Raw genomic sequence first — 24,458 nt, forward strand, 5'->3', positions numbered from 1 at the left:
TTTTTTTATATCCCTTTTTTAATAAGTGCAGTTAGCAGAAATTTAAACAGCCACCACCTTCTAGAATATACCATTTTTCCGTTATCAAAAGACACAATTTTTTTGTTAGCAATCATCACAGCAATATTTTGATCAATAAATTTGCTCAGGATAATATATTTGCGAAAAAGAAGATAAGTTTTCAGAGGAAAAATAACAACTGATGCAGAAGAGATATTAATATTCAAGTCATTTGTAGTACCATGAATATTAATTTTGCCTTTTACACTTTGCAGCTCCACATCAGCTGTTATTTGCATTTTTTTCATTTCGATTCAGTTGTAATACTTAATTTTCCGTTCATGGTCCATTCAGTCTTTTCCTCTGAACCGACCTTTTTTGGCACTCCGATTTTGAAATCAGTAAAATCATAGTTGATTTTTGCATTTCGGCCAGTTAATTTATCGTATAACCCAATGGCTAAATCTGGCCAGCTCTGTGTTTCTTCTGTTTTGCTCATAGTTTTTATATTTTATTTAAAAAGGAAACGCCTTGTAAAGCATATTGTTTAATTAAAAATAAAAAAGGTTAAACAAAATGTAGTATAGGTTAAAAATATATTTTTCAACTATTCGGTCAAAGCATTTTATCCTGACGAAATCCCACTTAATTTTGCATCATGCTTTCTATTAATAATTTAGACTACTACATAGGGGATCGGCCTCTATTTGATACCGCTTCTTTACACATCAAACCCAAAGATAAAATTGGCTTGATTGGATTGAATGGACAAGGAAAATCTACTTTGCTTAAAATCATTAATGGTGATATCACTCCAGATAAAGGAGAGGTGCAAATGAGTAAAGACTGTACCATAGGTTTCCTAAATCAAGATTTGCTGTCATTTCAATCTGATGATAGTATTCTGCATGTTGCTATGCAGGCTTTTAAGGAAGCATTAAAGCTACAGGAGAAAATAGAATCTATTCTTAAGAAAATGGAGGAAGATTATTCGGATGATCTAGTAGATAAGCTCACCAAAGCTCAAGAGCAATATGAAATGATGGAAGGTTATAGCCTTCAAGCTAAAGCGGAAGAAATTCTGGAAGGTATAGGTTTCAAAACAGAGGATTTAAGTAGACCATTGAGGACTTTTTCCGGAGGCTGGAGAATGAGAGTGATGTTGGCAAAGTTGCTATTAGAAAAGCCTTCTCTTTTGATGCTAGATGAGCCGACAAACCACTTGGATTTGCCATCGATACAATGGATTGAAAATTATCTAAAATCCTATGAGGGAGCTTATATCATTGTTTCTCATGATAGAGAGTTTTTGGATAGAACAATAGATATTACTGTTGAGGTAGATCAACAACAATTAAATGTATATGCCGGTAATTGGAGCTTCTATAATGAAGAGAAAGCACTTAGAGCCGAATTGCAACAAAATGCTTATGAAAATCAACAACAAAAAATAAAACAGACTGAACAATTTATTAATCGCTTTCGGTCGAAAGCAACCAAAGCCAAGCAGGTGCAATCTAGAGTAAAGGCATTGGACAGAATGGATAAGGTCGATGCAGTGGTGGATAATAATGCCACTATCAATTTCAGCTTTAAAATTAATAATAAATCGGGAAGGCATATTGTTCGACTGAATGAGGTATCAAAGTCGTATGGAGATATAAAAATATTGGAAAATACGGAGGCTCATATCGAAAGAGGGGATAAGATTGCCTTAATTGGAGCCAATGGTAAAGGTAAATCTACTTTACTAAGAATTATTGCAGGAGAAGAAAAGATTAAGGGCAAAAGAGAGGAAGGTTATAATGTAGAATTTGGTTTTTTTGCTCAACATCAACTAGAATCTCTCCATATTAATAACGAAATTTTGGATGAGCTGAAACAAGCAGGCAGTGACCGAACTGAAATGGAGTTAAGAAATCTACTGGGATGTTTTCTTTTTAGAGATGAGGAAGTATTTAAGAAAATTAAAGTATTATCAGGAGGAGAGAAGTCTCGAGTAGCTTTATCTAAAACCATGATTTCTAATGCGAATTTCTTGCTATTAGATGAGCCGACCAACCACTTGGATATGCAATCGGAAAATATACTAATTCAGGCTTTGCAACAATATGAAGGCTCTTTTATAACAGTGTCACACAACAGATACTTTGTTTCTAATGTAGCCAATAAAATTTGGTGGATTGAAGATTACCAAATTAAAGAGTACCCGGGGACCTATGATGAATTCCAAGATTGGTTTGCGAAGCGGGAAGCGGCAAAAGTAGAAGATAAGAGCTTTGATGAGGAGCTGAAAAAGGAGCAGAAAAAGGAAAAGCAGTCCAAGCCGAGACATAATCCGGAAGATGCTGAATTTAAAGCTAAACAAAAGGAGCTATCAAAGCTAGAAACAACTATTGAAAAGCTAGAGGCAGATAAGAAAGTGTTGGAAGAAGAACTTGCTAAACCTTCTGTTTACGGTAATCCTGATAAGCTTTTTGAAGTAAATCAAGAATTCGAAAAGCTTAGCAAGGAGTTAGAACAATTGACAGAAGAGTGGGAAAATTTAGCCTTGGAGTTAGAATAAGTTTTCTTGTCGGACTGACGCATTTGGTGTCTGACTGATACTTGTAGGATTTCGACAGTAATTTTCAAAGAGCCTGAATATGAACTGCGGTTTTATATGAGATTATCCTATAGAAGCAGGTATTTTATCTTTCAAGTGAAAGCTTAGCATTTCCCTCATTTAAATGATTTAATAGAGTCTTGGCTACTGATTATACTGAGGTAAATATATTCTGAAAGTAGTGCCTTTGTCAATTTCGCTTTCAATATCCATTTCTCCTTTATTCATACTTACAAATTCTTTAACCAACTGAAGACCTAAGCCGACACCTTTTTCTCCCTGGGTTCCCTGGCTGATCTCAAAATTATCTTCTGCTAGGAGTTGATCGATTTTAGACTGTGGCATACCAATACCAGTGTCATTTACTTTTATTACTACAAAAGAGTTTGATTTTTCAGCTGCAATACTGATTTCTCCTCCTGCGTCAGTAAATTTTAAAGCATTGCTCACTAAATTTCTTAATATGGTTTTGGTGCTATTTACGTCTGCCCACAAATATAGATTATCAGATATATTTGTCCTCAAACTGATCTTTTTAGACTCAGCCATATTAAAAAACAGATCGATTAATTCATTGATTAAGTGATTGAAATCAATCTTTTCCGGATGATAAGGGATGTCGCCTTGTTGAGTAACCGACCAATCCAATAAATTGGTTAACAGACTTGAAAGATTGTTGACAGATTTATCAAATACTCTATGGATGTCATTTAGGTCTTTAATGTCTTGACTATCAATACTCATCTTCATGATTGTGGATAAGCCTTTAAAAGAATTAACTGGCCCCATTAAATCATGTGCAATAATGGACAAGAATTTTTCCCTTGTTTCATTGATGGCTTCTAATTGGTCTCTTTGCGCTTCAGCTTCTTCCTTTCTTTCCTTCAATATTAAATTGAGCGTTTGTTTTCTTCTACTATTGCGGTAGTAAAGAAAACTGGCAAGCCCCAATAGGATAATAATGACTGCCATGGAAGCAAAAATGATGTATTGAGTCCTTTTTTCATTTTTTAAGATTGTAATTTCTGCTTCTCGTTTATTTACTTCGTATTCAGTTCTCAACTCCGCTATTTCCCGAATTTTACCTTCACTATTGATGCTATCTCTGTATGCTAAATACTGACTCTGATGATAATACGCTTTTTGATAGTTGTTTTGAGCAACATACAATTCTGATAATTTGAGGTTGGCATCGCGAATCTGCTCTTTTAAGGAATGTTCTAAAGAAATGTTCAGACTCTGAACAGCATAAGTAAGTGCTTTTTCATAATTATCCCTATTTTGATATATATCTGACATGTAGGTATTATAGACGGCTATTGGATAAAAATCGCCTTCCTCTTCCAGAATATGAATTGCTTCTTGTAGATTGGTCTCTGCTAAGGAATCACTTCCTAAATCGGCATGAGTCAAACCGATGTTTCCGATATTATAAGCTAGGCCTACTCTATGACCGACAATTTCAAATATATCCCCTGATTCCTTGAAATACGTTAGAGCAGAGTCAAACCGCTGATTTACTCTGTAGATTTCCCCAGTATTCATTAGATTGATTGCTAAGTTCACTGAATCTTGAATTTCTCTATATATTTTAATTCCTATATTGGCATATTTAACTGCATTTTTAAAATCCTCATTTACTTTGTAGATGTTTGATATTGAGGCATTTACTAATGCTTCGTTTCTAATATCATCAAGTAGCTCGTTTTGTTTTAGCGCTGCGTAGTAGTACTTTAATGAAGTGTCTAGATCACCTTTTTTCTTGTAAATGTTACCTAACTCGTAATTAGTCTTAAATAGCCATAATTCGTTATGTAGTTGATTTGATAATTTTAATGATTTCAGGGCATATTTTAACCGTAGGTCGGGTTTTAATTTATTGTTTTTATATATTTCTTCTAATGTGACAAGTTGCATACTGTCACTTGTATTACTGAATTGAGTTTCTACAATATTTATCAGACTATCTGCATCTTTAAAAGATTGAGACAGGCTGAGTGAACTGTATAAAAGGAAGACTAAGGTATAAGTCTTCCAAGATAGGACTTTTTTGTGGGGGTGATTAGCCGCCATGTTTCATTTCTAGATCTGGGTCATCAGTATAATTGTTATCACCAATCTTATATCCAATGCTATAAGATTCTGTACCTGTGGCATTTTCGCTTATAGTACCTGTCCAATCAGTTTTAGGATCATTAGGATTTACTGGTGCAGGATCCACTGAAAAAATATCTTGGCTATCTGGTTTTGCTGTAATCCCAGTAATTTGATCTATTCCTCCATTGGGGACTAATTTCCAGGTTACCGTATCCCCAGGGTGTACTTGAGTTGTAATACTATCTTTTCCGGCATGACCTTCATTATCGGTTAAGTAGAGGTGATTGTTCCCTTCTTGTTTGCTGATGTTGATGATTTCTGTTGACATGAATTTTATCTTAGTTTTATTTTAAAAAACTCAATATACAATCCTAGTCATAAATATATAAAAATATTCGATAGATAGTTTTAAAAGTTAGATGTAGCAACATTTAAAAATGATCCAGCTTGCAATTGAAATATTGGAGATTGGGCGCATGGATTATATCCCGGTAAATAAAAGAGACCTGTCAGGTATGCTAAACCTAACAGGTCTCTTTACTGTACTCCTTATTAATTTAGAGTCAAATAAGAAGGAGAGGTTTAAAAAATCACTCCAAACGATATGGCTCTTAATGGATATTCAGCTTCTGGTCCTCTGTCTTCAATGAAAATTGGGCTCAAATCGTAGGTGGCAAACAAATCTACTCCTTTCCATCCTACTTGTGCTTTAATTCCATATTTCCAGTTATTGATATGGAAATTGTTTTTTACTACATCTTTGCCATTATCGTTATACTTGAATTTTGATTTACTGGCAATTCGATAACTTCCATAAGGCCCTGCACCAAATCTGAAAGCATTGCTGCTTTTACCCAAGTGAAACATTGGCACTAAGTTGAAATTTAAGTATGTGATATTCAATTTACTTCTCGTTGGGCTGATGTCTGGTCTTGATAACTCAGTATCATTTAAGAGTAACTGTTCAGGTCCTTTTGTTACTTGATATTTAGTATCAGCCAACGCAAAGTTATTCCACAATAACCCCATTTGAAAATTGAATTTTACATAAGGACTAACTGAGATGATGTGGTTAGAGTGTAGACCGTAAGTCCATGAGGTCAATGGGTCTAAACTAAAATCTTTATTGTCACTATCAGGGAATTGATTGTCATTATTCAGGTAATTATTTAGTCCCATAGAGAAATCAATTTCATGATCATAATTTATAAAAGATGTTTTTCTTTTTTCAATAGTTTTTTCTTCATTGAATGCAGTATCAAACTCTTTTTTCAACTCCTCTTTCCAATTATTGTCTTCTTTTGACTCATCAGAGGTGTAATTTTTCCCTTTATCGAATACTCTACCAATTACAAAAGGGATGTCAGCTTCGTCACGGTAATCTCTAATGAAACCTATTCCTGATTCAGGTATATTTGTGGTGGAAGCGGTACCAGAAAAGCCATCATTACAATCGACTTTAAGTGTAATGGCTTCAATTTTACCATCTATTATTTCAAGGCTTTCGTATTCTATATCTATATTTAGTTCTTCGGCCTCTTCTTTAAATTTTTCTAACTCAGCCCTTTTTGTTGATTTATATATTCTTACAATGAATACTCCCTTGTTTACTAACTGATTATCCTCTGCTGCTCCGATTACTAATTTAGTATCTGCATTTTCTGAGTTGTAACTTTGTGCTAGGCCTAATGTGCTCAAAAAGCCTAAACAAACTACCATCGATATTTTCATTATATTTTGCATGTCTGTGTCTTTTTTTTTAATTATTTCCTTTTTTATTGAACTGTAAGGCTGAAGCAAATAGCTCGTTTTTCGCACTTCTTAGTTCAGCTAAACTAAATTCACTGGCCAGCGATTTAAGTTTTTTATTACTCTTTTCTATTATGTTCTGATCTTCTTTACTTTCTGCGTAAGTGTAATGTATTTCTACAATTACTTTGTTTGCATCCACTTTTGGAGCAAGTCTTAATTCAGGAACCATGTTCAATCTAATATCTGCTTTAAAAGCATTTACTTTATCCAATGTAGCCATTCGGCTTAAGTCTTGCGATTCAACCTTTATTGGAGTAGATTTTTGAATTGGAGCAGAAATTTGTTTTTGTAGGATGTCCACTTGAGTTTGAGTCTCTTGCTGTAACTCAGGAAATCTTATTTCTCCAGTCTCATTAAGACTTATACTTGATTGATTGAGATCCAATTGGGCAAAATTTTGCTCCGTATTTTGATTATAGTTATAAGCTATTCCGAATGACACAATCAATAGGATACTAATGCTAGCTGCTATCATCCAAGGGAAGCCCTTTTTTTGCTTTTTGCCTTTCATTTGGGCTTGCATCTTTGCGAAAGCATCCGCAGATACTACCTCGCTGTGACGATCCAGTTTTTGCTTGAATAATTGGTCTATTTTATGAGTTTCCATGACTTATTGATATTTCTTGTTCCATTTCTGCTAGTCGTTTTTGCAAGTAGACCCGTGCTCTACTCAACTGCGATTTGGAAGTGTTTTCATTAATACTTAACTGTTCAGCTATCTCCTTATGAGAATAACCTTCTATGGCATAGAGGTTGAAAACCGTTCTATACCCTACTGGCAATTCGCCTATCATTTGCATTAAATCTTCTGTTTGCAAATGATCCTCCATAGCATCATAATTTGGTAAATGGTGTGCTTCCTCTATATCCATATTCAGTTGCATATTTTTATGCTTCCGTAGATATTGCAAAGATTCATTTACCATGATGCGCTTCATCCAGCCTTCGAAATTCCCTTCACCTGTATATTGTTCTATTCGTTCAAATATCTTGGTGAAAGCTGTGATCATCACGCCTTCTGCTTCCAACACATCTTTTACGTATCTTCTGCAAAGGCCTAACATCCTGCCGGAGTATTTGTCAAACAAGGCACGTTGTGCACTTGCTTTTTGCTTAATGCATCCTGCTATTAAGTCTTCTTCCGTTTTAGATTTGTTGATAAACACTTTCATTATTGCTGGTTACATCTTCAAGATGCAATTGGGTTACGATCAGTTGCGTGGGTTGATAAAGTTTTTTGAAATTTAGTGAAATTCTTATTGAAAAGATGCCGAAATCTTCAATTATGGAGAATTAGAGGGTATTATTTTTTCTAAATAAAAAAGGATAGAAGCTAAATGATTCTATCCTTTTGTAATTATCAAACATTTTAAATGTTAGATGCAATGATTATTTCCCACCATCTCTATTAGCTTTTCGTGGCTCTGGCCATTCATACTGTTCATTTGTTCTACGATTTGTAGGTAGTACTGCTCTTTCTCTTGCAGTGGTGTCATCATCCTCACTTGCCATATAAGTCAATATTGCAGTTAGAATAGCATTGTTACGCACATCATCAAATACAATTTTGTCATAAGTATCTAAATTAGTATGCCATGTGTAATTCCAGTAGCTCCAACTAAGCGAGCTTAAAGAAAATGCAGGTGCGCCTGCAGCTACAAAAGAAGCATAATCAGATCCTCCTCGTGAAGGTGTTCCCGGAAAATTTGTCTCCAATTCATTTTTGTACTCTCTTGGTACAGCCTCTAACCAACTTCCGATATAATCATAGGAATGTAGAAATCCCTGACCAGAAATATTGACTACTCTACCAGTTCCATTATCCTGATTAAACACTGCTTGTACGTTTTCTACTATTTCAGGATGATCTTCCACAAAAGCACGAGATCCATTTAAACCTTGTTCTTCACTTCCCCACAGTCCTACAATAATTGTCCTCTTAGGATTTGGGTACAGCTTTTTAAGAATTCTTGCAGCTTCCATCATAGTTATTGTTCCAGTGCCATTATCAGTTGCTCCTGTAGCTCCGTCCCAAGAGTCGAAGTGCGCAGAAAGAATAACGTATTCTTCTGGTTTTTCAGTCCCTTTTATAGTGGCAATAGTATTGAAGGTAGGAACTGTTCCTAGTTCGGAAGACTGCGCCAAGATCTTTATTTTTGGTTTTGCTCCATTTTCAGTCAAGCGATAGATCATTCCGTAATCCTCTAAAGACAAATCAACAACAGGGATATTTTTAGTATTTGCACTGAATATCTTATTTGCTCCAAATCCATTTGACCATCTGGATTGAACAATAGCAAGGGCTCCTGCATTTTCCAGTACTTCATTTATGTTTCTTGAGTTATATCCTGTGGCATTCATTCTTGCTCTCCAAGCTTCAGTTTGGGCATCTCTTTCAGTTTTCATTTTTTCAAATGATTCCTCTGTTGCAAATTCTTCCCAATTGTAATCTGGACGTCCGGTAGGTTGATTCATTGAAACTAACACAATTTTTCCTTTTACCGTTGGTAGCCACTTTTGAAAAGCAATAGAGTCTTCCACTTCAGGAATAATCATGAGTTCAGCAGTTACTCCTTTTTTGGAGGTACTTGGACTCCAAGCTAGTTGCATTCCACTTAGGCTAACAACTCTAGGCTCCACGAGATCTACATGTGTTATTCCTCTTTCCCAACCTCTCCACTTGCCCCATTCTTGGTTTTCGGCTTCAATTCCCCAGCTTTGAAACTTCGCTACTGCCCAGTCATTAGCTTTTTTCATTTGTGGGGTCCCTACCAAACGAGGACCAATTACGTCCATTAATTCATGTGCCAAAGGTTCCAATTGTGAATTATCATTAGCTTCTTTCACAATGGCGTCAACCATCTCTGTTGAAGTTTGACCAAATGCATTCGATATTGCAAATAAGCAATAGATGGTAAAAAGTAGTTTTAATTTTCTCATAAGTATTTGTTTGCTTAATTATACATACAAGATATTAAATACTTACTTTGCTGATGCGGTAATTTATATGAGTGGAAAACTGTAGGGTTTTATTTAAAAGCTTTAAACGAGTAAAAAAATTGCTCTTAACTTGATGTTTTTCCCACAAGCCATCAAGTCAGTTCTCATTTTGATCCATTTCTACCTTTTTTCGAAGTTTCTCAGCTTCTACTTTTGCTATTCTAGAATATTTTTCTACAAGATCTCTTGAAATTTCTTGTTCTCTACCTTTTTGCTTTAAAGAGTCAGTGTACTCTTTAACCAAAGCTTTTTGCTCCTCTACTTGTTGCTTTTGATTAAATGCAAAAACTACTGAAACTGCTGTGATAATTGTAAGGATAAAAATGATTAGGTTCTTTTTCATTACTTATTAGCGGTTGATACATTAACTTTCAATATATAGCATAAATGATTTTAATACAAGTAATTGAATCAGATTTGATTGTAAATTACAGGCATCTGTCCTTTCCATTTATTCCATAAATCAGCCTTTTGAATTAAGTCTGCCATAAAATGAGCTACATTTATTCTACTCGTTTTACCAGGCCTAAAAATGGCACTTGTATTTGGAGAGGGAAGTAGGGAGTATTGACTTACCTGAGATTCGTCAATTAAAGAATCTGGTCTTACCACTACCCACTCGATTGTATTGTTTTGCTTTCCGATTTTTTTTCTAAGATATTCTGCTGCTAGCTCGTTATCAAGGTGTGGAGGTAACAGCAATCGAAGCAAAGTAATGATTAAGCTTTCACTAACAGAGATGGATTCTTTTAAATCCCTATTTCGGTTTCCTGCAGTGTTCATCAAAACTAACTTGATGGGTTTTTGATTTTGGACTTTTAGAATGGATGAGGTTAGCAATCGTACTGCATCAGTTACAAGCCTCCTAGGCTTCCCAAACAAGCCTTTAAAATTAAGATTGTGACCAAGACAAACCGCCACGGAATTACAATCAGAAACAATTTCCTTCATTAGAACTGTTTTCATTTTAGAGATTTCAGCAGATATAATTTCCAAGTTCGCATGATTTTGCCAAAATGTAGGGATTTGGGCGGTCGGGCGAATGACTACCTTTATATTCTGTTCAGCTAACAATAATTGTTCGACCAAAAGTTTTCCCGTGGCACCGCTGGCACCCAATATTAAAGTTTTCAATTATTTAAGGGCTTAGTTTCGTACAATCCAATGTGAAATATTTATCAATATAGTATACTATAATTTAAAATCAATCATACGGGGTCTAGTCTAGACTTCTCTTAAATATCTCAGTTCAATCCAGCAGATTATAAAATCAACACTCATAAAATTCTTCTACCAAATTTCATCCAAAATTCTTAGCTTACTTATCAAATCAAAAAAACCAATTCTTATGAAGAAAATATTTTTGTTCTTACTAATAGCTTTTGTATCTGCCGAAGCTTTTTCCCAAGGCACAATGCTGTTGCGTCAGCCTAGTCTTTCGGCCGAGAATGTCGTATTTGTGTATGCAAATGATTTATGGAAAGCCCCACTTTCTGGTGGTGATGCTGTTCGGCTGACTACTTATGAAGGATATGAGTCTTCCCCGCACTTTTCAAACGATGGAAACTGGATTGCTTTCAGTGCCGAATATGATGGTAATACTGATGTATTTGTAATGCCTGTTGAAGGGGGAACACCTAAACGATTGACCTACCATCCGGGTAGCGATTATGTTCAGGGCTGGACACCCACAGGGGAAATACTATTTAGAACTGGCAGAAAGGCTCACCCTACCAAAACCTCTCAACTATATACCGTTGCAGCAAAAGGAAGCTTTCCTCAGCCTTTGGTAGATATCAGAGCTGCATATGGTGAGCTTTCCTCTGATGGTAAACATTTAGCTTATACACCCATAACCTCTTGGGATCCTGAGTGGAGAAATTACAGAGGTGGTCAAGCTATGCCCATCTGGATTTTAAATCTTGATAATCAACAGCTAACCAGAACACCGCAATTGGATAAAGAGAGACATCTTGATCCAGTTTGGGTAGGCCAAAAAGTCTACTATTTATCCGAAAGAGATTATGTAAGCAATATCTGGAGCTACGATATGGTCTCAGCTGAGGAAGAACAAATTACCTTTCATAAAAAATATGACGTAAAAAGCTTAGATGCCTTTGGCGATCAAATTGTGTACGAGCAAGGAGGATATCTTCATTTATTAAATGCAAGTAACAATACTTCCAGACAATTGGAAATCTATGTAAAAGGTGATTTGAACTTTAGTCGTGAAAGATGGGAAGATGTAAAAGCAGGAAACGTTGATAATCCAAACCTATCTCCAAACGGAAAAAGGGCAATATTTGAGCATAGAGGAGATATTTTTACTTTTCCGAAGGAGGAGGGGAGCTGGAGAAACATCACCCAAAGCAGTGGAGTAGCTGATCGCTATCCTATTTGGTCCCCAAAAGGTGATCAAATTGCTTGGTTTTCTGATGCTAGTGGGGAATATCAATTGGTGGTAGCGAATCAATTCGGAGAAAATCAAAAAGCTTATGCTTTAGAAAATCCAACTTTCTACTTTACTCCGGATTGGTCGCCAAATGGTAAAATGATTACCTACACTGATACGGACTACAATATTTGGTATATTAATCTAGAAAATGGACAGGTCAAAAAAGTAGATACGGATGGTTATGCACATCCAAACAGAACATTGAATCCAAATTGGTCTCCCGACAGCCGTTATATTACCTATGAAAAACAGCAAAATAGTCATTTCAAAGCTATTTTCATCTATGATACCCAATCTGGACAGACATATCAAGTTTCAGATCCTTTAGCAGATGCAACTTCGCCTCAATGGGATCAATCCGGAGAGTACTTGTACTTCTTGGCAAGTACAGATTATGGCTTAAATTCGGGCTGGCTGGATATGAGTTCTTATGATCCTTCAGTAAGTAGAAGCCTCTATGCGGTAGTTCTAAGTGCTGATGGAAAGGCTCCTAATTTGCCTCAAAGTGATGAAGAAGAAGCCAAAAAAGAGGAGGAAAGCACCAAAGATAAAAAGGATAAGAAAAGCAAAGAAGAAGCCACTACTGAAAATAAGAAAGTTGAAATTGATTTTAGTAATATTCAAAATCGTGTTGTGTCTTTAAAACTACCTGCAAGAAATTATCAATTTATCAAAAGTGGTCAACCCCATAAAGTGTTTATTGCGGAATCTGTTCCTAATCAACAGGGATTGAAAGTACACGACTATGATGTAAAAAAAGAGAAAGCAGAAGATTGGGATGACGGTATTAGTCAAATGGTGCTGTCAAAAGATGGTGAATTCACATTGTTTCAAAAAGGGGGTAGCTGGAGCGTTACTGCTAGCTCAGGAAAACCGAAGGGAGAGGATAATATTTCTATATCGGCACAAATGAAAGTGAATCCGACATCAGAATATGCGCAAATATTTAAGGAGGGCTGGCGATTTATGCGTGATTTCCTGTATGTCGATAATGTGCATGGAGCACCTTGGGATAAAGTATATAGTTGGTATCAGCCGTGGGTGAAACATGTCCATCATAGAACTGATTTAAATTATTTGGTTGATATTTTAAGTGGTGAAGTTGCGATCGGGCATTCCTATGTTTCAGGTGGAGATATGCCAGATGTGGAAAGTGTCCCAGTCGGTTTGTTAGGGGCCGATTATGAAATCAGGAACGGCTTCTACAGAATATCTAAAATATACGATGGTGAACAATCAAACCCAGGCTTAGAAGCTCCACTTGGCTTAACTGGTCAAAAAGTGAAGGTGGGTGACTATATATTAGAAGTTAATGGAACCCCAATAACTGAAGCTGATAATATTTATGACCATTTTGCACAAACAGCTGGAAGAACTGTTGCACTATTGGTTAATAGTAGCCCTTCAAAATCGGGAGCTGAAAGGATATATGTTGAACCATTAAGTAGTGAATATTGGCTGCGATATGTTGATTGGGTGGAAGGCAACAGACGGAAGGTAGATGATATGTCCAATGGAAAGTTGGCGTATGTTTACATTCCCAATACCAGCGGGCCTGGTTTCACAAGCTTCAATCGCTATTATTTTTCTCAACAAGATAAGAAAGGAGTGATTTTAGATGAGAGGAATAACGGAGGTGGATCTGCAGCTGATTATATGATAGATATTATGACCCGTGAGCCGATTGGTTATTTCAACAGTAAGGCAGGAGAGAATCGTCCTTGGACTTCCCCGATAGCGGGGCTTTGGGGGCCAAAAGTGATGATTATAAATGAAAGAGCCGGTTCTGGAGGCGATTTATTGCCTTATATGTTCAAGAAGAAGGATATTGGACCATTAGTAGGAACTAGAACCTGGGGTGGCTTAGTGGGCACCTGGGATACACCTCAATTTATAGATGGAGGAAGAATGGTAGCTCCTAGAGGTGGTTTTTATGATACTGATGGCGAATGGGCAGTAGAAGGAAAAGGTATAGCGCCAGATGTTGAAGTAATTGATGATCCTAAATTGGCCATGCAAGGGCGAGATGCACAATTAGAAAAAGCAGTAGAACAAGCTTTAAAGCTACTGGAAACTGAGGAGTTTGAAATGCAACCTGAACCTGAAGCTCCAGTGAAATGGAAGCGACCGGAGGGGTGGGATGATAATTAATAATTAGTAATTTGAGAATTACTAATTCATGTCAGATATTATCTTTTTAAGTAAAGGTGTTTTTAATATTACCAATGTCTGACATGTTTGCTATAATTAAAGTTAGCTTATCATCCATGTCGGACATTTTTTTGCTTTATGAAATATGGGAGCATGGAGGATGTCCGACATTTTTATATATATTTCACCGACTCAATTCCGACACTCACCTAGTTTTGCCATTTTTTGGCCTATTTACAAAGGTATTATTTATAAAACCTTTCTAAGTTTGTTTCATTACTAAAAATCAAACTGTCATGAAAAACAAACAAGAAAACACAGGAAGAAACAATGCATCATTTGGGGTTATACTTTTGATCATTGGAGGTATTTTATTATTAGATAGAATGGATGTAATAGAGTTCAGCTGGATATTTAGCTGGCCATTTATCTTTATCGGGATTGGTATTTATTCTTTAGTTCGACATGGTTTAAGAAATGGATTTGGCCTCATCATGTTGTTGGTCGGTAGTTTTTTCTTAATCAGACGAGAAGGGTTTATTCCAGCTGAATACTATGATTACTTGTTACCTGGAGGTATCATTTTAATAGGATTATATTTGATCCTTGGCCGCAGCCGCAAGTTTGGTTTCCAGAAAGGAGATTCCGAACACGGCTCTGATGAAGACTTAGGTCTTTCTGATTCTAAAACAGTGGAAAGTGATTTTATAAGAGCCGAGGCGGTATTTGCGTCTGTTCAAAGACGGTTGATTACCAAGAATTTTAAAGGTGGGAAAATTACAACTGCTTTCGGTGGAGCGGACATTGATTTATCCAAAGCAGAAATTCAAGAAAGTGCTGTTCTGGATGTGGAAGTTACTTTTGGCGGATTAAAACTTATTATCCCCCCACATTGGGAAGTTCAAGCGGATGTAAGTAATGTATTTTCAGGAATTGAGGACAAAAGAGCATTCCCATCTGTAGATGAGTCCGATAGAAAAATTCTGTATATAAAGGGCTCAGTTAATTTTGGTGGTTTAGAATTTAAATCCTACTAAATTTAGCAATGTTTTTGCAACTCATTCGACATCAAAGCAATGCATGGATTAAGCTTTCAGCCATTCTTTTGGTTTGGCTGAGCTTAGCCATTTTTTTATTAATGCACTATGATCTTGATTTAACCTCCGCTATAATAGATAGCGTTTTATATAGCTCCTTATTGATTTTAGGATTTATGTTACTTGATAATATCTTCAAGTTCTATACTCCTACCAAAGGAAATATTATATTGGTGGTAGTTTTCCCCTTCATTTTGTCCTTGATTCTTTTGTACACAGGAGATTTGCTTATGAAATGGGCTGTTCCAGAAAATTTGAAAAATGTCAATTTCCAGCAAAATGCTTTCGTAATCAGAGGATTTATCATCCTTCTTATTTTTACAGGCTATTCCTTAATTTTAAATTTTCAAGCTAAGTTGGAAGAGCAAGTTAAGGTAGAAGAACGGGAGGTAAAAATGCAAAAAATGGCAAATGAGGCAGAACTTCATCAGCTTCGTCAACAATTACAACCACATTTTTTGTTTAACAGCTTGAATTCTATTAGTTCTTTAGTGAAAGTGAAACCCGAAAAGGCCAGAGAAATGGTGTTACAATTATCAGACTTTTTAAGAGGTACCATCCAGAAAGAAGCTGATAGGTGGATTCAGGTAGAAGATGAGATCCAGTTTTTAAATTTATTTATTGATATTGAAAAAGTAAGGTTCGGACACAGACTACAAGTCAATTTTGATATTGAGGCTGGCATTGAGCAATTGAAATTGCCTCAATTAATGGTCCAACCATTATTAGAAAATGCTATTAAGCATAGTCTATATGGTTTAACAGGAGATGTTGCCATTACTGTGCAGTTTAAGAAAATGAAAAAGAGTCTTGAAATCATCATTGAAAATCCATTTGATCCAAAAGCAGGTCAGACAAAAGGAGCTGGATTTGGTTTGGAAGCTGTCCGAAGACGATTATTTCTAATTTTTGGACGATATGATTTACTTAAAACTACTGCCTTATCTCAGCAATTTAAAGTTGAACTATTAATTCCTCAAATCTCATGATAAAGACTATAATAATTGATGATGAACCCTTGGCAACAAATTTAGTTGCTGAATACTTGTCGAAATTTTCAGATTTTGAGATTGTAGCCATTTGTCATGATGGTTTTGAAGGTATTAAAGCCATTCACCAACATCAACCCAATTTAATTTTTCTTGATGTTCAAATGCCAAAAATAAATGGTTTTGAAATGTTGGAATTACTGGAAGAAATTCCATCCGTTATTTTCACCACTGCTTTTGATGAATATGCTATGAAAGCGTTTGAGGTTCATGCTGTTGATTATTTGTTGAAACCTTTTTCTCAAGATAGATTTGATAAGGCGATTGAAAAATTTAAACAGACTGGTAAAGGACAAAACATTCAAGAGCTACTCGATAATGAAACCACAGAAACTATAGCTTCTTTAAGCAGAATTGTCCTAAGGGATCGGAATGATATCAAAATTATTCCCACTAAGGAAATTCAATATTTAGAAGCCAATGATGATTATGTAAATATTTATACTAAGGAGGGAAAGTTCTTAAAAAATAAAACCTTAAGCTATTTTGAAAATCATTTGCAAGCAGATTCATTTGTTCGGGTCCATCGGTCTTACATTGTGAAAATAGCCGAGATCACAAAAATTGAGGCTTATAAGAAGGATAGTCACCTAGTAATATTAACACGTGGAGAAAAGATTCCAGTGAGTAAGACGGGTTACCCCAAATTGAAAAGTGCTTTAGGGATATAACACAGTCCTCGCCCCCTGAACCCACCAAGGAGGAAGAGACAACAATAAATTCAAGCTACAATTTGTAGTTTTCGGATCTGAATTGAAAAAATGGCAGGTCGTGACCTGCCATGTATATTTTCTTTTGGAATTGATTTAAAGCAAAGTGGTGGGGCACACATATTCACTAATAGGAATATTGGTTTCTTTGATGCCTTTAAAACCATCTCTTACATCTATAAATTTTTCCCAACCTCTTGCTTTTAAAATGGAGGCAGCTAGCATACTTCTATAACCACCGGCACAATGAATGATGAAAGGCTTATCTTTCGGTAACTCAGCCAAATGAGAGTTGATCTGGTTTAGTGGAATATTTTGTGCTCCTATAACGTGCTCAGAATCAAATTCACTTTTCTTCCTAACATCAAAAATTAATGGCACATCTTTCATTTCACAGGCTAATTCTCTTGCATCAATCCGGCTTACTTTGTCAATTTCTTTATGGGCGTATTTCCAATTGTTAAATCCTCTGTCCAAGTATCCAATGGTGTGATCGTAACCAATACGTGATAGTCTGATCATAGCTTCTTCTTCTTTGCCCTCTTCAGCAACCAACAAGATTTTTTGTTTTATATCCGCAACCATTTCACCAACCCACATGGCAAAATTTCCATCCAATCCTATATTGATACTGTTGGGGATAAAACCTTTGGAAAATTCTTCAGCATTGCGAGTGTCTAAAACTAATGCACCGGTTTCATTGGCAGCAGCCTCAAAAGCTTCTGGACTAAGCGGTACTTTGGCTTTCTCTAGTACGTGGTCAATGCTTTCATATCCTTGAATATTCATCAATACGTTTTTCGGAAAATAACCTGGAGGAGGGGTTAAACCAGTCAATAATTGCTTAATGAATTCTTCTTTTTCCATGGGTTGTAACGCATAATTGGTTCCTTTTTGATGACCTAAAGTATCGGTGGTTTCCTTGCTCATCATTTTACCACAGGCACTTCCTGCACCATGATTTGGATATACAATCAAGTGGTCAGCTAAAGGAAGAATTTTTTCATGTAAGGAGTCGTATAGATGTCCTGCTAATTTTTCCTCAGTAAGGTCTTCAATTACATGTTGAGCCAAATCAGGTCTGCCTACATCCCCAATAAATAAAGTATCTCCAGTAATGATGCCTTGATCATCACCATTCTCATCTATCAGAAGATACGTGGTACTTTCCATAGTATGGCCTGGAGTATGCAGCACTTTAATTTTGTAATTTCCAACTTCAAAAATATCATTATCTTGCGCAACTATAGCCTCAAAATGTGGTTTAGCTGTTGGGCCATATACAATTTTAGCTCCTGTTTTTTTGGCTAAATCCAAATGACCGCTCACAAAGTCTGCGTGAAAGTGCGTTTCAAAAACATACTTAACTTTTGCTTTGTCTTTTGTTGCTCTGTCTATATAAGGCTGCACTTCTCTTAAAGGATCGAAAATTGCAGCTTCTCCGTTATTTTCAATATAATATGCTGCGTGTGCTAGGCATCCGGTGTAGATTTGTTCGATTTTCATAGCTTTAGGGAAATTTAGTTTTAAATAAATTTACGCACTGATAATCAATAGGTTAGTAACTTTGATGACATTTATTGTTAACTATGATCTATATCTGAATATTAGATGATTATTGTCAGGATATTTTTGTTTTAAAAAATTAGTTTATTAATTTAAATCTATTGAAGTCCACTCCGCTTTTTGAATTGGCTGTGTTTATAAAGTTTTATACATTTAAGAATAGTAATCCAAGATCCAGATAGTTGAATATGCATAGATTGCTAGTATTACTTGCTTTAAGTATTTTACCCATTGGATTGTCGGCTCAAATCAATTTTGGCGCTACTTTTGGTATCAAAAGTTATTATTCAGATACTAATATTAGTGGTCGTTATCAAGGTGTTGATTTGCGTTTAGATGGTGATAATGGTCGTTTGTATAATCAAGGGGGTCTGTTTTTGGAAATCAATAGTGAAAAATATGATTTTCTATCCTTAAGATTTAATGCTAAAACCCATAATCAGGTTTTCTTTTTATCCGTTGTTGATTATGATCCACCTCCTGAAAAAGGAGCTATTTTTATTCCAAATGAAAAAGTTTTTTTTGCTCTTTACCAGTCTTATTTGTTTAATGTGATGCCCTCATTAGTGGTGAAACGAAAAATTGAATATAGGTTTAGTTTAGGCTATGAATTAAATTATATGCATCATAAAAATAAAGAGGGCATATTCCCTTATGATGCTAGTGAGAGATGGTTGTCAAGACCTACAAATCAGAAATTATTGGATTTTGCTAATGAAGCCATTATTCAAAATCCAATGAAAACCTTTAATCATAATCTTGTTTTAGTGGCCGAAGCTCGGTATTGGTATTTAGGATTGGAAGTCCAATATGATGCTTCCATTAATTCTATTGCAGAGCCTATTAATTTTAAAGGAGAGTTTATTTATCCTTTTCGTATGAATACAGGGAATTTTTCAGTTAATCTAAATTACTATTGGAAGAAAATATCCTATTAAATACCTGAAAATAGCTCAAAAGACTCCATATAGTCAGGAATGAAAACATTATTAGCTCCTTTTTCCTCTAATTTGCTTTTTAAGGTTTCCATCGCCTCAAGTTCTCCGTGAACCAGGAAAGTGAATTTCAAGGGATCTTGGAAATGCTCATACCAGTTTAGCAATTCTGTTTGGTCGGCATGGGCTGATAAACCGTCAATTTTGGCAAACTGACATTTTATAGGGACTTCTTCCCCATAAATTTTGACGCTTTCTTTACCTTCTAAAATATCTCTGCCTCGGGTGCCCACTGCCTGAAAGCCTACCATTAGCAATAAATCATTTTTATTGCCAAGCCTTTTGAAAAGATGGCTCAATATCCTACCACCGGTTAACATTCCGCTAGCTGAAATGATTATGGCTCGATTTTCCAAACTGTCCAATGCCTTAGAATGCTGATGCTCTCTAACGTAGTGGAAATTCTTGTTATCAAAGATATCTTGCTCATGTAACCGATGTTGATCTGAGAATTTTTCATATAGTTTCGTGACGCTAATGGCCATCGGACTATCTATATACACAGGGAGATGTGGTATTTGTCCAGTTTTCATTAGTTCATTGATGTAAAAGAGTAAATTTTGTGTTCTGCCCACAGTAAAGGCAGGAATCATAATTACTCCTTCATTCATGTGCTTTAGAATATACTCTTTTAGTTCATCTTGAACTTTGGCTACCTCATTTGTACGGTCTCCATAGGTGGATTCCAAAAATAGCACATCTGCAGTTTTGAATGAAGAGGGTGGGAAAAGTACTGGATCTGTCTCTCTGCCTAAATCACCACTGAAAATGATGTTTTTGCTTTGATTTTCTCCCTTTAAGATCACTTCAACTGAGGCGGCACCCAAAATATGTCCAGCAGGGTGAAAGATAATGCTGATTTTTTCATTTAGCTTAAACTCTTTATTGAATAATTTGGAAATTATTGTTTTTAAAGCAGCTTCTGCATCGTTTTGGTCATATAAAGCCAATGGGTTTTTATGCTTAGAATATCCTTTTTTCTTGGCAAATTCAGCCTCTTCTTCTTGTAATTTAGCTGAATCCAGCCACATAACTTCTAATAATGCAGCGGTGGCTTCAGTGCAATATACATTCTTTTTGTATCCTTGTTTTACCATTCGGGGAACATGACCAGAATGGTCCAAATGAGCATGTGTAAGTACAATGGCATCAATTTCTTTTACATCAATGGGGAAATCCTCCCAGTTTCTTAACCTTAGCGCTTTGAGGCCTTGAAAAAGTCCGCAATCTATTAATACTTTAAAATCATCAATTTCTAATAAATACTTTGACCCTGTAACGGATTGGGCTCCACCTAAAAACTTTACTCTTACATCCATAGATATTTAAAATTTTCCTATTGTTTTGTGGAATGGTAGCAAACTATCAATTTTAATCGAGAACTTCCGGTAAATGAAGAAAATTATTGTAATTGCCATCCTATTCCTTGTAAACTCATTTAGTGTAAATGCACAAGAAGCTTATTTATCATTTATTGATGATGAAAGGAAAGAATTTTTTAGAAATAATGGATGGGAACTATACTACTCAAATCAGGATATCAATTTTTTTGATTACATAATCCAAGATGAGAATCTTGTTATAGCTTCAACAGAAGAATATGATTATAAAATTTATTTCTTAAATAAGGAGAGGTTGATTGAAAAGACTAAAAATATTTCAGGGAATGAAAACATGCCCCTGACTCCGAAATTATATTTAGATGAAGAAAATGTGGTTTTTGCACCAATGCCCAAATTTGAGTGTAGAATAATACCAGAAAAGGAAAGAATAAAGAAAAAGAGCAGATGGAAAAACTTCAGGAAAAGGAGTAACGGTGAATTTTTTCAAAAGTATTGGCATTATGGTTTTTATACTATTTACAGTTTTGCAAGCTTGGATAAAGAAAATGGTTATCAGAAAGTAGAGATTCAATTGGGGTTAGATGAGAAAAATCTTTCTACGCTTTATAAGACAAAAGTGAAAAGTGATTATTTGACCTATTCATATAATGCAGAGAGAGTTGAGTTGGAAATATTTGAAGATAAGATATTTTTAATTGATAATTTTAAAAGTAAGTTTTTGGTGTTTGATTTCAGTGGGCATCAGCTTGCTGAGAAGGATTTATCAGATTTCAGTGAAAATAAATCCACGTATTATGGAGGGGCATTACTCAGGGGCGATCCAGTAAATAGTAAAATGTATTTAGTATTTAGAAATGATTCTTATCAGATCAAATCGGAGGAAAACAACTTTCATTTTGAGAAAATCGATTTAAAAGGGGATTTTAAGTTAAGTAAATCTAGAGTCTATGACAATTATATTTATAATCTATTATCCTTAGGAGAAGGAAAGGGAAGAGCCATTTACAGAAAGCGACTTAGGTAAAATGGAAATTGAATTCATGCCATGACCCTAGGCCAAGGCATGAATTATGTTTAAAATTTAATCAGCTGAAACTTTTGCACCGCTACTACTATTGCTTTCTAATCGAGGGCGACCTTGATATATTACCTTGGCAGCACTACTTGCATTGGCGTCCAAATAATCGGTGACATGGATATCTACTTTTGAAGCGCTTGATGCATCTACTTCTGCGTTTTTTACGATAAGGTCGAATGCTTCCACCTTCGCTGCACTACTGATGTCTAGGTTCATTGAATTTAAGCTTCCTTTTAAGTAAGCTTTTGAAGCACTAGAGACCTCTAAATTTGACAGATCATAGTCGATTTCAGCATAGACTCTTGCCGCTGAACTAACATCCAAATCTAGTTTGTCCCCTTTAAACCCTAAGATATGTACTGTTGCGGCCGAAGATGATTCTAACTCCTTTAATTCAGGCATTGTAATGATACACTTTACCTCGGGAATATTGCCTTTCCAATTCCAAGAATCACCGGAGAAAATATCCCAATCCCAATCCTTTTTATTGAAATAGACCTTTAATCTTTCATTTTTTAATTCGAATCTGAATTCCTCTAAATCTTCTTCATCTTCTGCTACTACTTGGAAATCATAGCCGTTTCCTTGCTTGATTTCAACAAATATTCCGGTGGCTGCCGAAACTTTACTAAAATCAACAATGTCATAAGTTCGCACATAGGCGTCACTTGAAAAGTCGAAGGGCGTGGCAAAAAATTGATCTGAATCTGTACTGCTATAAGCCCTGCTTCTGGTTTTTGTATCTGAACAAGTCAAGCAATTCAATCCTTCATTTTCTTCGAAAACCCAACGGTTATTATGAATTTGACTTACATTATAACCATTAATGTAGATGGTATTTCGAAGGATATGGCGCATTTTCCTGTGCATTTCAAACTCTTGCCCATAAGGAACATACAAAATCATATTTAAGCTTTGTGCTCTAAAGGCCGCGTCTTCTAAGAATTGAATGTTGGAATCAAACCATAAAATACTATCATTTTTTAATTCCACATTGTGGTAAGCCATTTTAGCGTTCTTTTCGGCATCTATTCTGCTAGTGCCTTGTGCTCTGTATCTTTTCTCCAGTTTTATCTTATCACCTTCGTAGCCTCTTATTTTGAGATTGGTCACATCATAATCTTCAAAACCGACTTCTTTCAAATTCAAAATAGCTACTTTATCCTCTAAATTGTATTCGTAGGTTTCAAAAACTTCTCCATCATTTCTAAAATTCATAGCTGTTGTAGGTATGATGATGGCCGCTGCTATCGTACTTAAAAACCATACTGCTAAAAGCGAAAATGCCACAGTTCTGTTCATTAACCACTTACGAGCCATCACACTAATTCCAGAAACCATGATGAATAATGCAGGAATAAGCAAGAATAGGAAACTGACGATGACTAATTCTATGGAAAAAGTGTTGGCTATCAATTCGTTGGGGATGTCAAAGAAGTTGATATTTGAAGATTCAAACCATATTCCTTGAGAGGCGAATAGTAGTACTATAATTATCACACCTAGTCCTAAACCGAACAAACTCAAAATTATTCCTAAAACTACTCTGGCCGCTTCAACTATAAAATTTACAACAGGACCCAAAGCTTTTGCTAATCCATTAATAATAATCGCTATCAAGCGGAATGGGAATAATAGTATTTTCACAAGTGTTGATTCCTCCCCATTTTCAACTTTTAAGCTACTTTTAATATTCTTTTCAATATTACTCAATGTAATGGGAGTACCTTCCATTTGCATTTTCTCGGTTACCGTTTTGGCAGAAGGCGTAATAAACCAAAGTACCAAATAGATGATCAAACCAGCTCCTCCAGGAATAAGTGATAATACAAACAAAATCCTAATAACCGCTACATCGGTTCCGAAATAAGCAGCTAAACCACGGGCTACACCACCGATAACTTTATTTTCCTGGCTTCTATAGAGCTTTTTTACTTTTTCGTCTTCTTGTAATTCAGGATTTGCTGGTAAGAAAATCCACATTACTATATAGGCAATCAGAATAAATACTGAAACTGGCTGAAATGGGATTAATCCCAAAAAGCCAATAATAAACAGCAATCTAATCCACAATACATCTATATTGAAATAATGTGCAATACCTGCAGCTACTCCACCAAAAATATATCGTTTTGTATCGCGGTATAATCTTTTTGTCCCAGTAGGTTCTTGACTTTGATAGTGCTCCTCGGTTTTTTCCTCAAAAGCTTCATCTGTTTCTTCTGCTTTTTGGAAATCTTCGATGCTACCTAAAGTGACCATTAAGGCATTTACATCTTCGAGATCAATGACTTGCTTGTCATCCTTAAGTTTAGCCAAAAATATTTCTGCAATTCGATTTTCTATGTCATTGATGATTTCCTGACTGTCCTTGAAATCAGAAAAGTATCGATTGATGGCATCCAAATAGTTTTTAAGCTTGTCAAAGCCATCTTCCTCTATATGGAATATTATGCCTCCTATATTTATACTTATATTCTTTTTCATTGCTTTAAAATTA

General features: G+C 35.6%; 20 protein-coding genes. 7 read left to right on the top strand and 13 right to left on the bottom strand.

Annotation, left to right across the window (positions count from 1 at the left end; all coding sequences use genetic code 11):
- Positions 1-5: 5 nt before the first annotated feature.
- Together AAC601_RS10215 and AAC601_RS10220 are read right to left on the bottom strand one after the other, a co-directional pair.
- Positions 6-308, bottom strand: coding sequence for a hypothetical protein (locus tag AAC601_RS10215; protein WP_303270091.1), 303 nt, complete (start codon positions 306-308; stop codon positions 6-8).
- Positions 305-499: a hypothetical protein gene (locus AAC601_RS10220; RefSeq protein ID WP_303270090.1), complete on the bottom strand. Its 195-nt coding sequence runs from the start codon at positions 497-499 to the stop codon at positions 305-307. The genes AAC601_RS10215 and AAC601_RS10220 overlap by 4 nt, the downstream gene beginning before the upstream one ends.
- Positions 500-658: 159 nt before the next feature.
- Between AAC601_RS10220 and AAC601_RS10225 the strand changes: the two genes are divergently transcribed.
- Positions 659-2,566: an ABC-F family ATP-binding cassette domain-containing protein gene (locus AAC601_RS10225; RefSeq protein WP_303270089.1), complete on the top strand. Its 1,908-nt coding sequence runs from the start codon at positions 659-661 to the stop codon at positions 2,564-2,566.
- Between the two features lie 183 nt (positions 2,567-2,749).
- Here the strand turns inward: AAC601_RS10225 and AAC601_RS10230 are convergent, their stop codons facing one another.
- The 8 genes from AAC601_RS10230 to AAC601_RS10265 all read right to left on the bottom strand — a co-directional run bounded on the left by AAC601_RS10230 (position 2,750) and on the right by AAC601_RS10265 (position 10,648).
- Positions 2,750-4,678 (bottom strand): ATP-binding protein, encoded by a 1,929-nt coding sequence (locus AAC601_RS10230; RefSeq protein WP_340153185.1) that lies wholly within the window; start codon positions 4,676-4,678, stop codon positions 2,750-2,752.
- Positions 4,668-5,030, bottom strand: coding sequence for a hypothetical protein (locus tag AAC601_RS10235; RefSeq protein WP_303270087.1), 363 nt, complete (start codon positions 5,028-5,030; stop codon positions 4,668-4,670). The genes AAC601_RS10230 and AAC601_RS10235 overlap by 11 nt, the downstream gene beginning before the upstream one ends.
- Positions 5,031-5,284: 254 nt before the next feature.
- A complete protein-coding gene (locus tag AAC601_RS10240) occupies positions 5,285-6,445 on the bottom strand; it encodes an outer membrane beta-barrel protein (RefSeq protein WP_303270086.1) in 1,161 nt (386 codons plus the stop codon).
- Positions 6,446-6,461: 16 nt separating this feature from the next.
- Positions 6,462-7,121, bottom strand: coding sequence for a hypothetical protein (locus AAC601_RS10245; RefSeq protein ID WP_340153186.1), 660 nt, complete (start codon positions 7,119-7,121; stop codon positions 6,462-6,464).
- Entirely contained in the window at positions 7,108-7,686 is a 579-nt protein-coding gene (locus tag AAC601_RS10250) for a sigma-70 family RNA polymerase sigma factor (protein ID WP_303270084.1), read from the bottom strand. Before AAC601_RS10250 ends, AAC601_RS10245 begins: the two co-directional genes overlap by 14 nt.
- A 217-nt stretch (positions 7,687-7,903) precedes the next feature.
- A complete protein-coding gene (locus AAC601_RS10255; protein ID WP_340153187.1) occupies positions 7,904-9,454 on the bottom strand; it encodes a M20/M25/M40 family metallo-hydrolase in 1,551 nt (516 codons plus the stop codon).
- Positions 9,455-9,611: 157 nt separating this feature from the next.
- A complete protein-coding gene (locus AAC601_RS10260) occupies positions 9,612-9,857 on the bottom strand; it encodes a cell division protein FtsL (RefSeq protein ID WP_340153188.1) in 246 nt (81 codons plus the stop codon).
- Positions 9,858-9,925: 68 nt separating this feature from the next.
- On the bottom strand, positions 9,926-10,648 hold the full coding sequence (locus AAC601_RS10265) for an NAD(P)H-binding protein (protein ID WP_340153189.1): 723 nt from the start codon (positions 10,646-10,648) through the stop codon (positions 9,926-9,928).
- Positions 10,649-10,862: 214 nt separating this feature from the next.
- Between AAC601_RS10265 and AAC601_RS10270 the strand changes: the two genes are divergently transcribed.
- The 4 genes from AAC601_RS10270 (at position 10,863) to AAC601_RS10285 (ending at position 16,937) form a co-directional block, all read left to right on the top strand.
- The gene (locus tag AAC601_RS10270; protein ID WP_340153190.1) at positions 10,863-14,120 is read left to right on the top strand and encodes a PDZ domain-containing protein; all 3,258 of its coding nucleotides are present in this window, start codon (positions 10,863-10,865) and stop codon (positions 14,118-14,120) included.
- A 296-nt stretch (positions 14,121-14,416) separates the two neighbouring features.
- Positions 14,417-15,157 (top strand): DUF5668 domain-containing protein, encoded by a 741-nt coding sequence (locus AAC601_RS10275; protein ID WP_340153191.1) that lies wholly within the window; start codon positions 14,417-14,419, stop codon positions 15,155-15,157.
- Positions 15,158-15,165: 8 nt separating this feature from the next.
- Entirely contained in the window at positions 15,166-16,206 is a 1,041-nt protein-coding gene (locus AAC601_RS10280; RefSeq protein ID WP_340153192.1) for a histidine kinase, read from the top strand.
- The gene (locus tag AAC601_RS10285; protein ID WP_340153193.1) at positions 16,203-16,937 is read left to right on the top strand and encodes a LytTR family transcriptional regulator DNA-binding domain-containing protein; all 735 of its coding nucleotides are present in this window, start codon (positions 16,203-16,205) and stop codon (positions 16,935-16,937) included. The genes AAC601_RS10280 and AAC601_RS10285 overlap by 4 nt, the downstream gene beginning before the upstream one ends.
- Before the next feature lie 135 nt (positions 16,938-17,072).
- Here AAC601_RS10285 and AAC601_RS10290 read toward each other — a convergent pair whose 3' ends face one another.
- The gene (locus tag AAC601_RS10290) at positions 17,073-18,482 is read right to left on the bottom strand and encodes an MBL fold metallo-hydrolase (protein ID WP_340153194.1); all 1,410 of its coding nucleotides are present in this window, start codon (positions 18,480-18,482) and stop codon (positions 17,073-17,075) included.
- 248 nt (positions 18,483-18,730) lie between these two features.
- Here AAC601_RS10290 and AAC601_RS10295 point away from each other — a divergent pair, with 248 nt between their 5' ends.
- Positions 18,731-19,480, top strand: coding sequence for a hypothetical protein (locus AAC601_RS10295; RefSeq protein WP_340153195.1), 750 nt, complete (start codon positions 18,731-18,733; stop codon positions 19,478-19,480).
- Here AAC601_RS10295 and AAC601_RS10300 read toward each other — a convergent pair.
- Complete coding sequence (locus AAC601_RS10300; RefSeq protein ID WP_340153196.1) at positions 19,477-20,856, bottom strand: MBL fold metallo-hydrolase; 1,380 nt, start codon at positions 20,854-20,856, stop codon at positions 19,477-19,479. The two genes, AAC601_RS10295 and AAC601_RS10300, sit on opposite strands and share 4 nt — an antisense overlap.
- Before the next feature lie 73 nt (positions 20,857-20,929).
- On the opposite strand from AAC601_RS10300, the gene AAC601_RS10305 reads away from it, so the two are divergent.
- The gene (locus tag AAC601_RS10305) at positions 20,930-21,904 is read left to right on the top strand and encodes a hypothetical protein (protein ID WP_340153197.1); all 975 of its coding nucleotides are present in this window, start codon (positions 20,930-20,932) and stop codon (positions 21,902-21,904) included.
- 57 nt (positions 21,905-21,961) lie between these two features.
- On the opposite strand, the gene AAC601_RS10310 is transcribed toward AAC601_RS10305, so the two are convergent.
- Positions 21,962-24,445: a PspC domain-containing protein gene (locus AAC601_RS10310; RefSeq protein ID WP_340153198.1), complete on the bottom strand. Its 2,484-nt coding sequence runs from the start codon at positions 24,443-24,445 to the stop codon at positions 21,962-21,964.
- Positions 24,446-24,458 lie beyond the last annotated feature (13 nt).

This window comes from uncultured Marivirga sp. (assembly GCF_963974845.1).
GTDB classification, from domain to species: domain Bacteria; phylum Bacteroidota; class Bacteroidia; order Cytophagales; family Cyclobacteriaceae; genus Marivirga; species Marivirga harenae.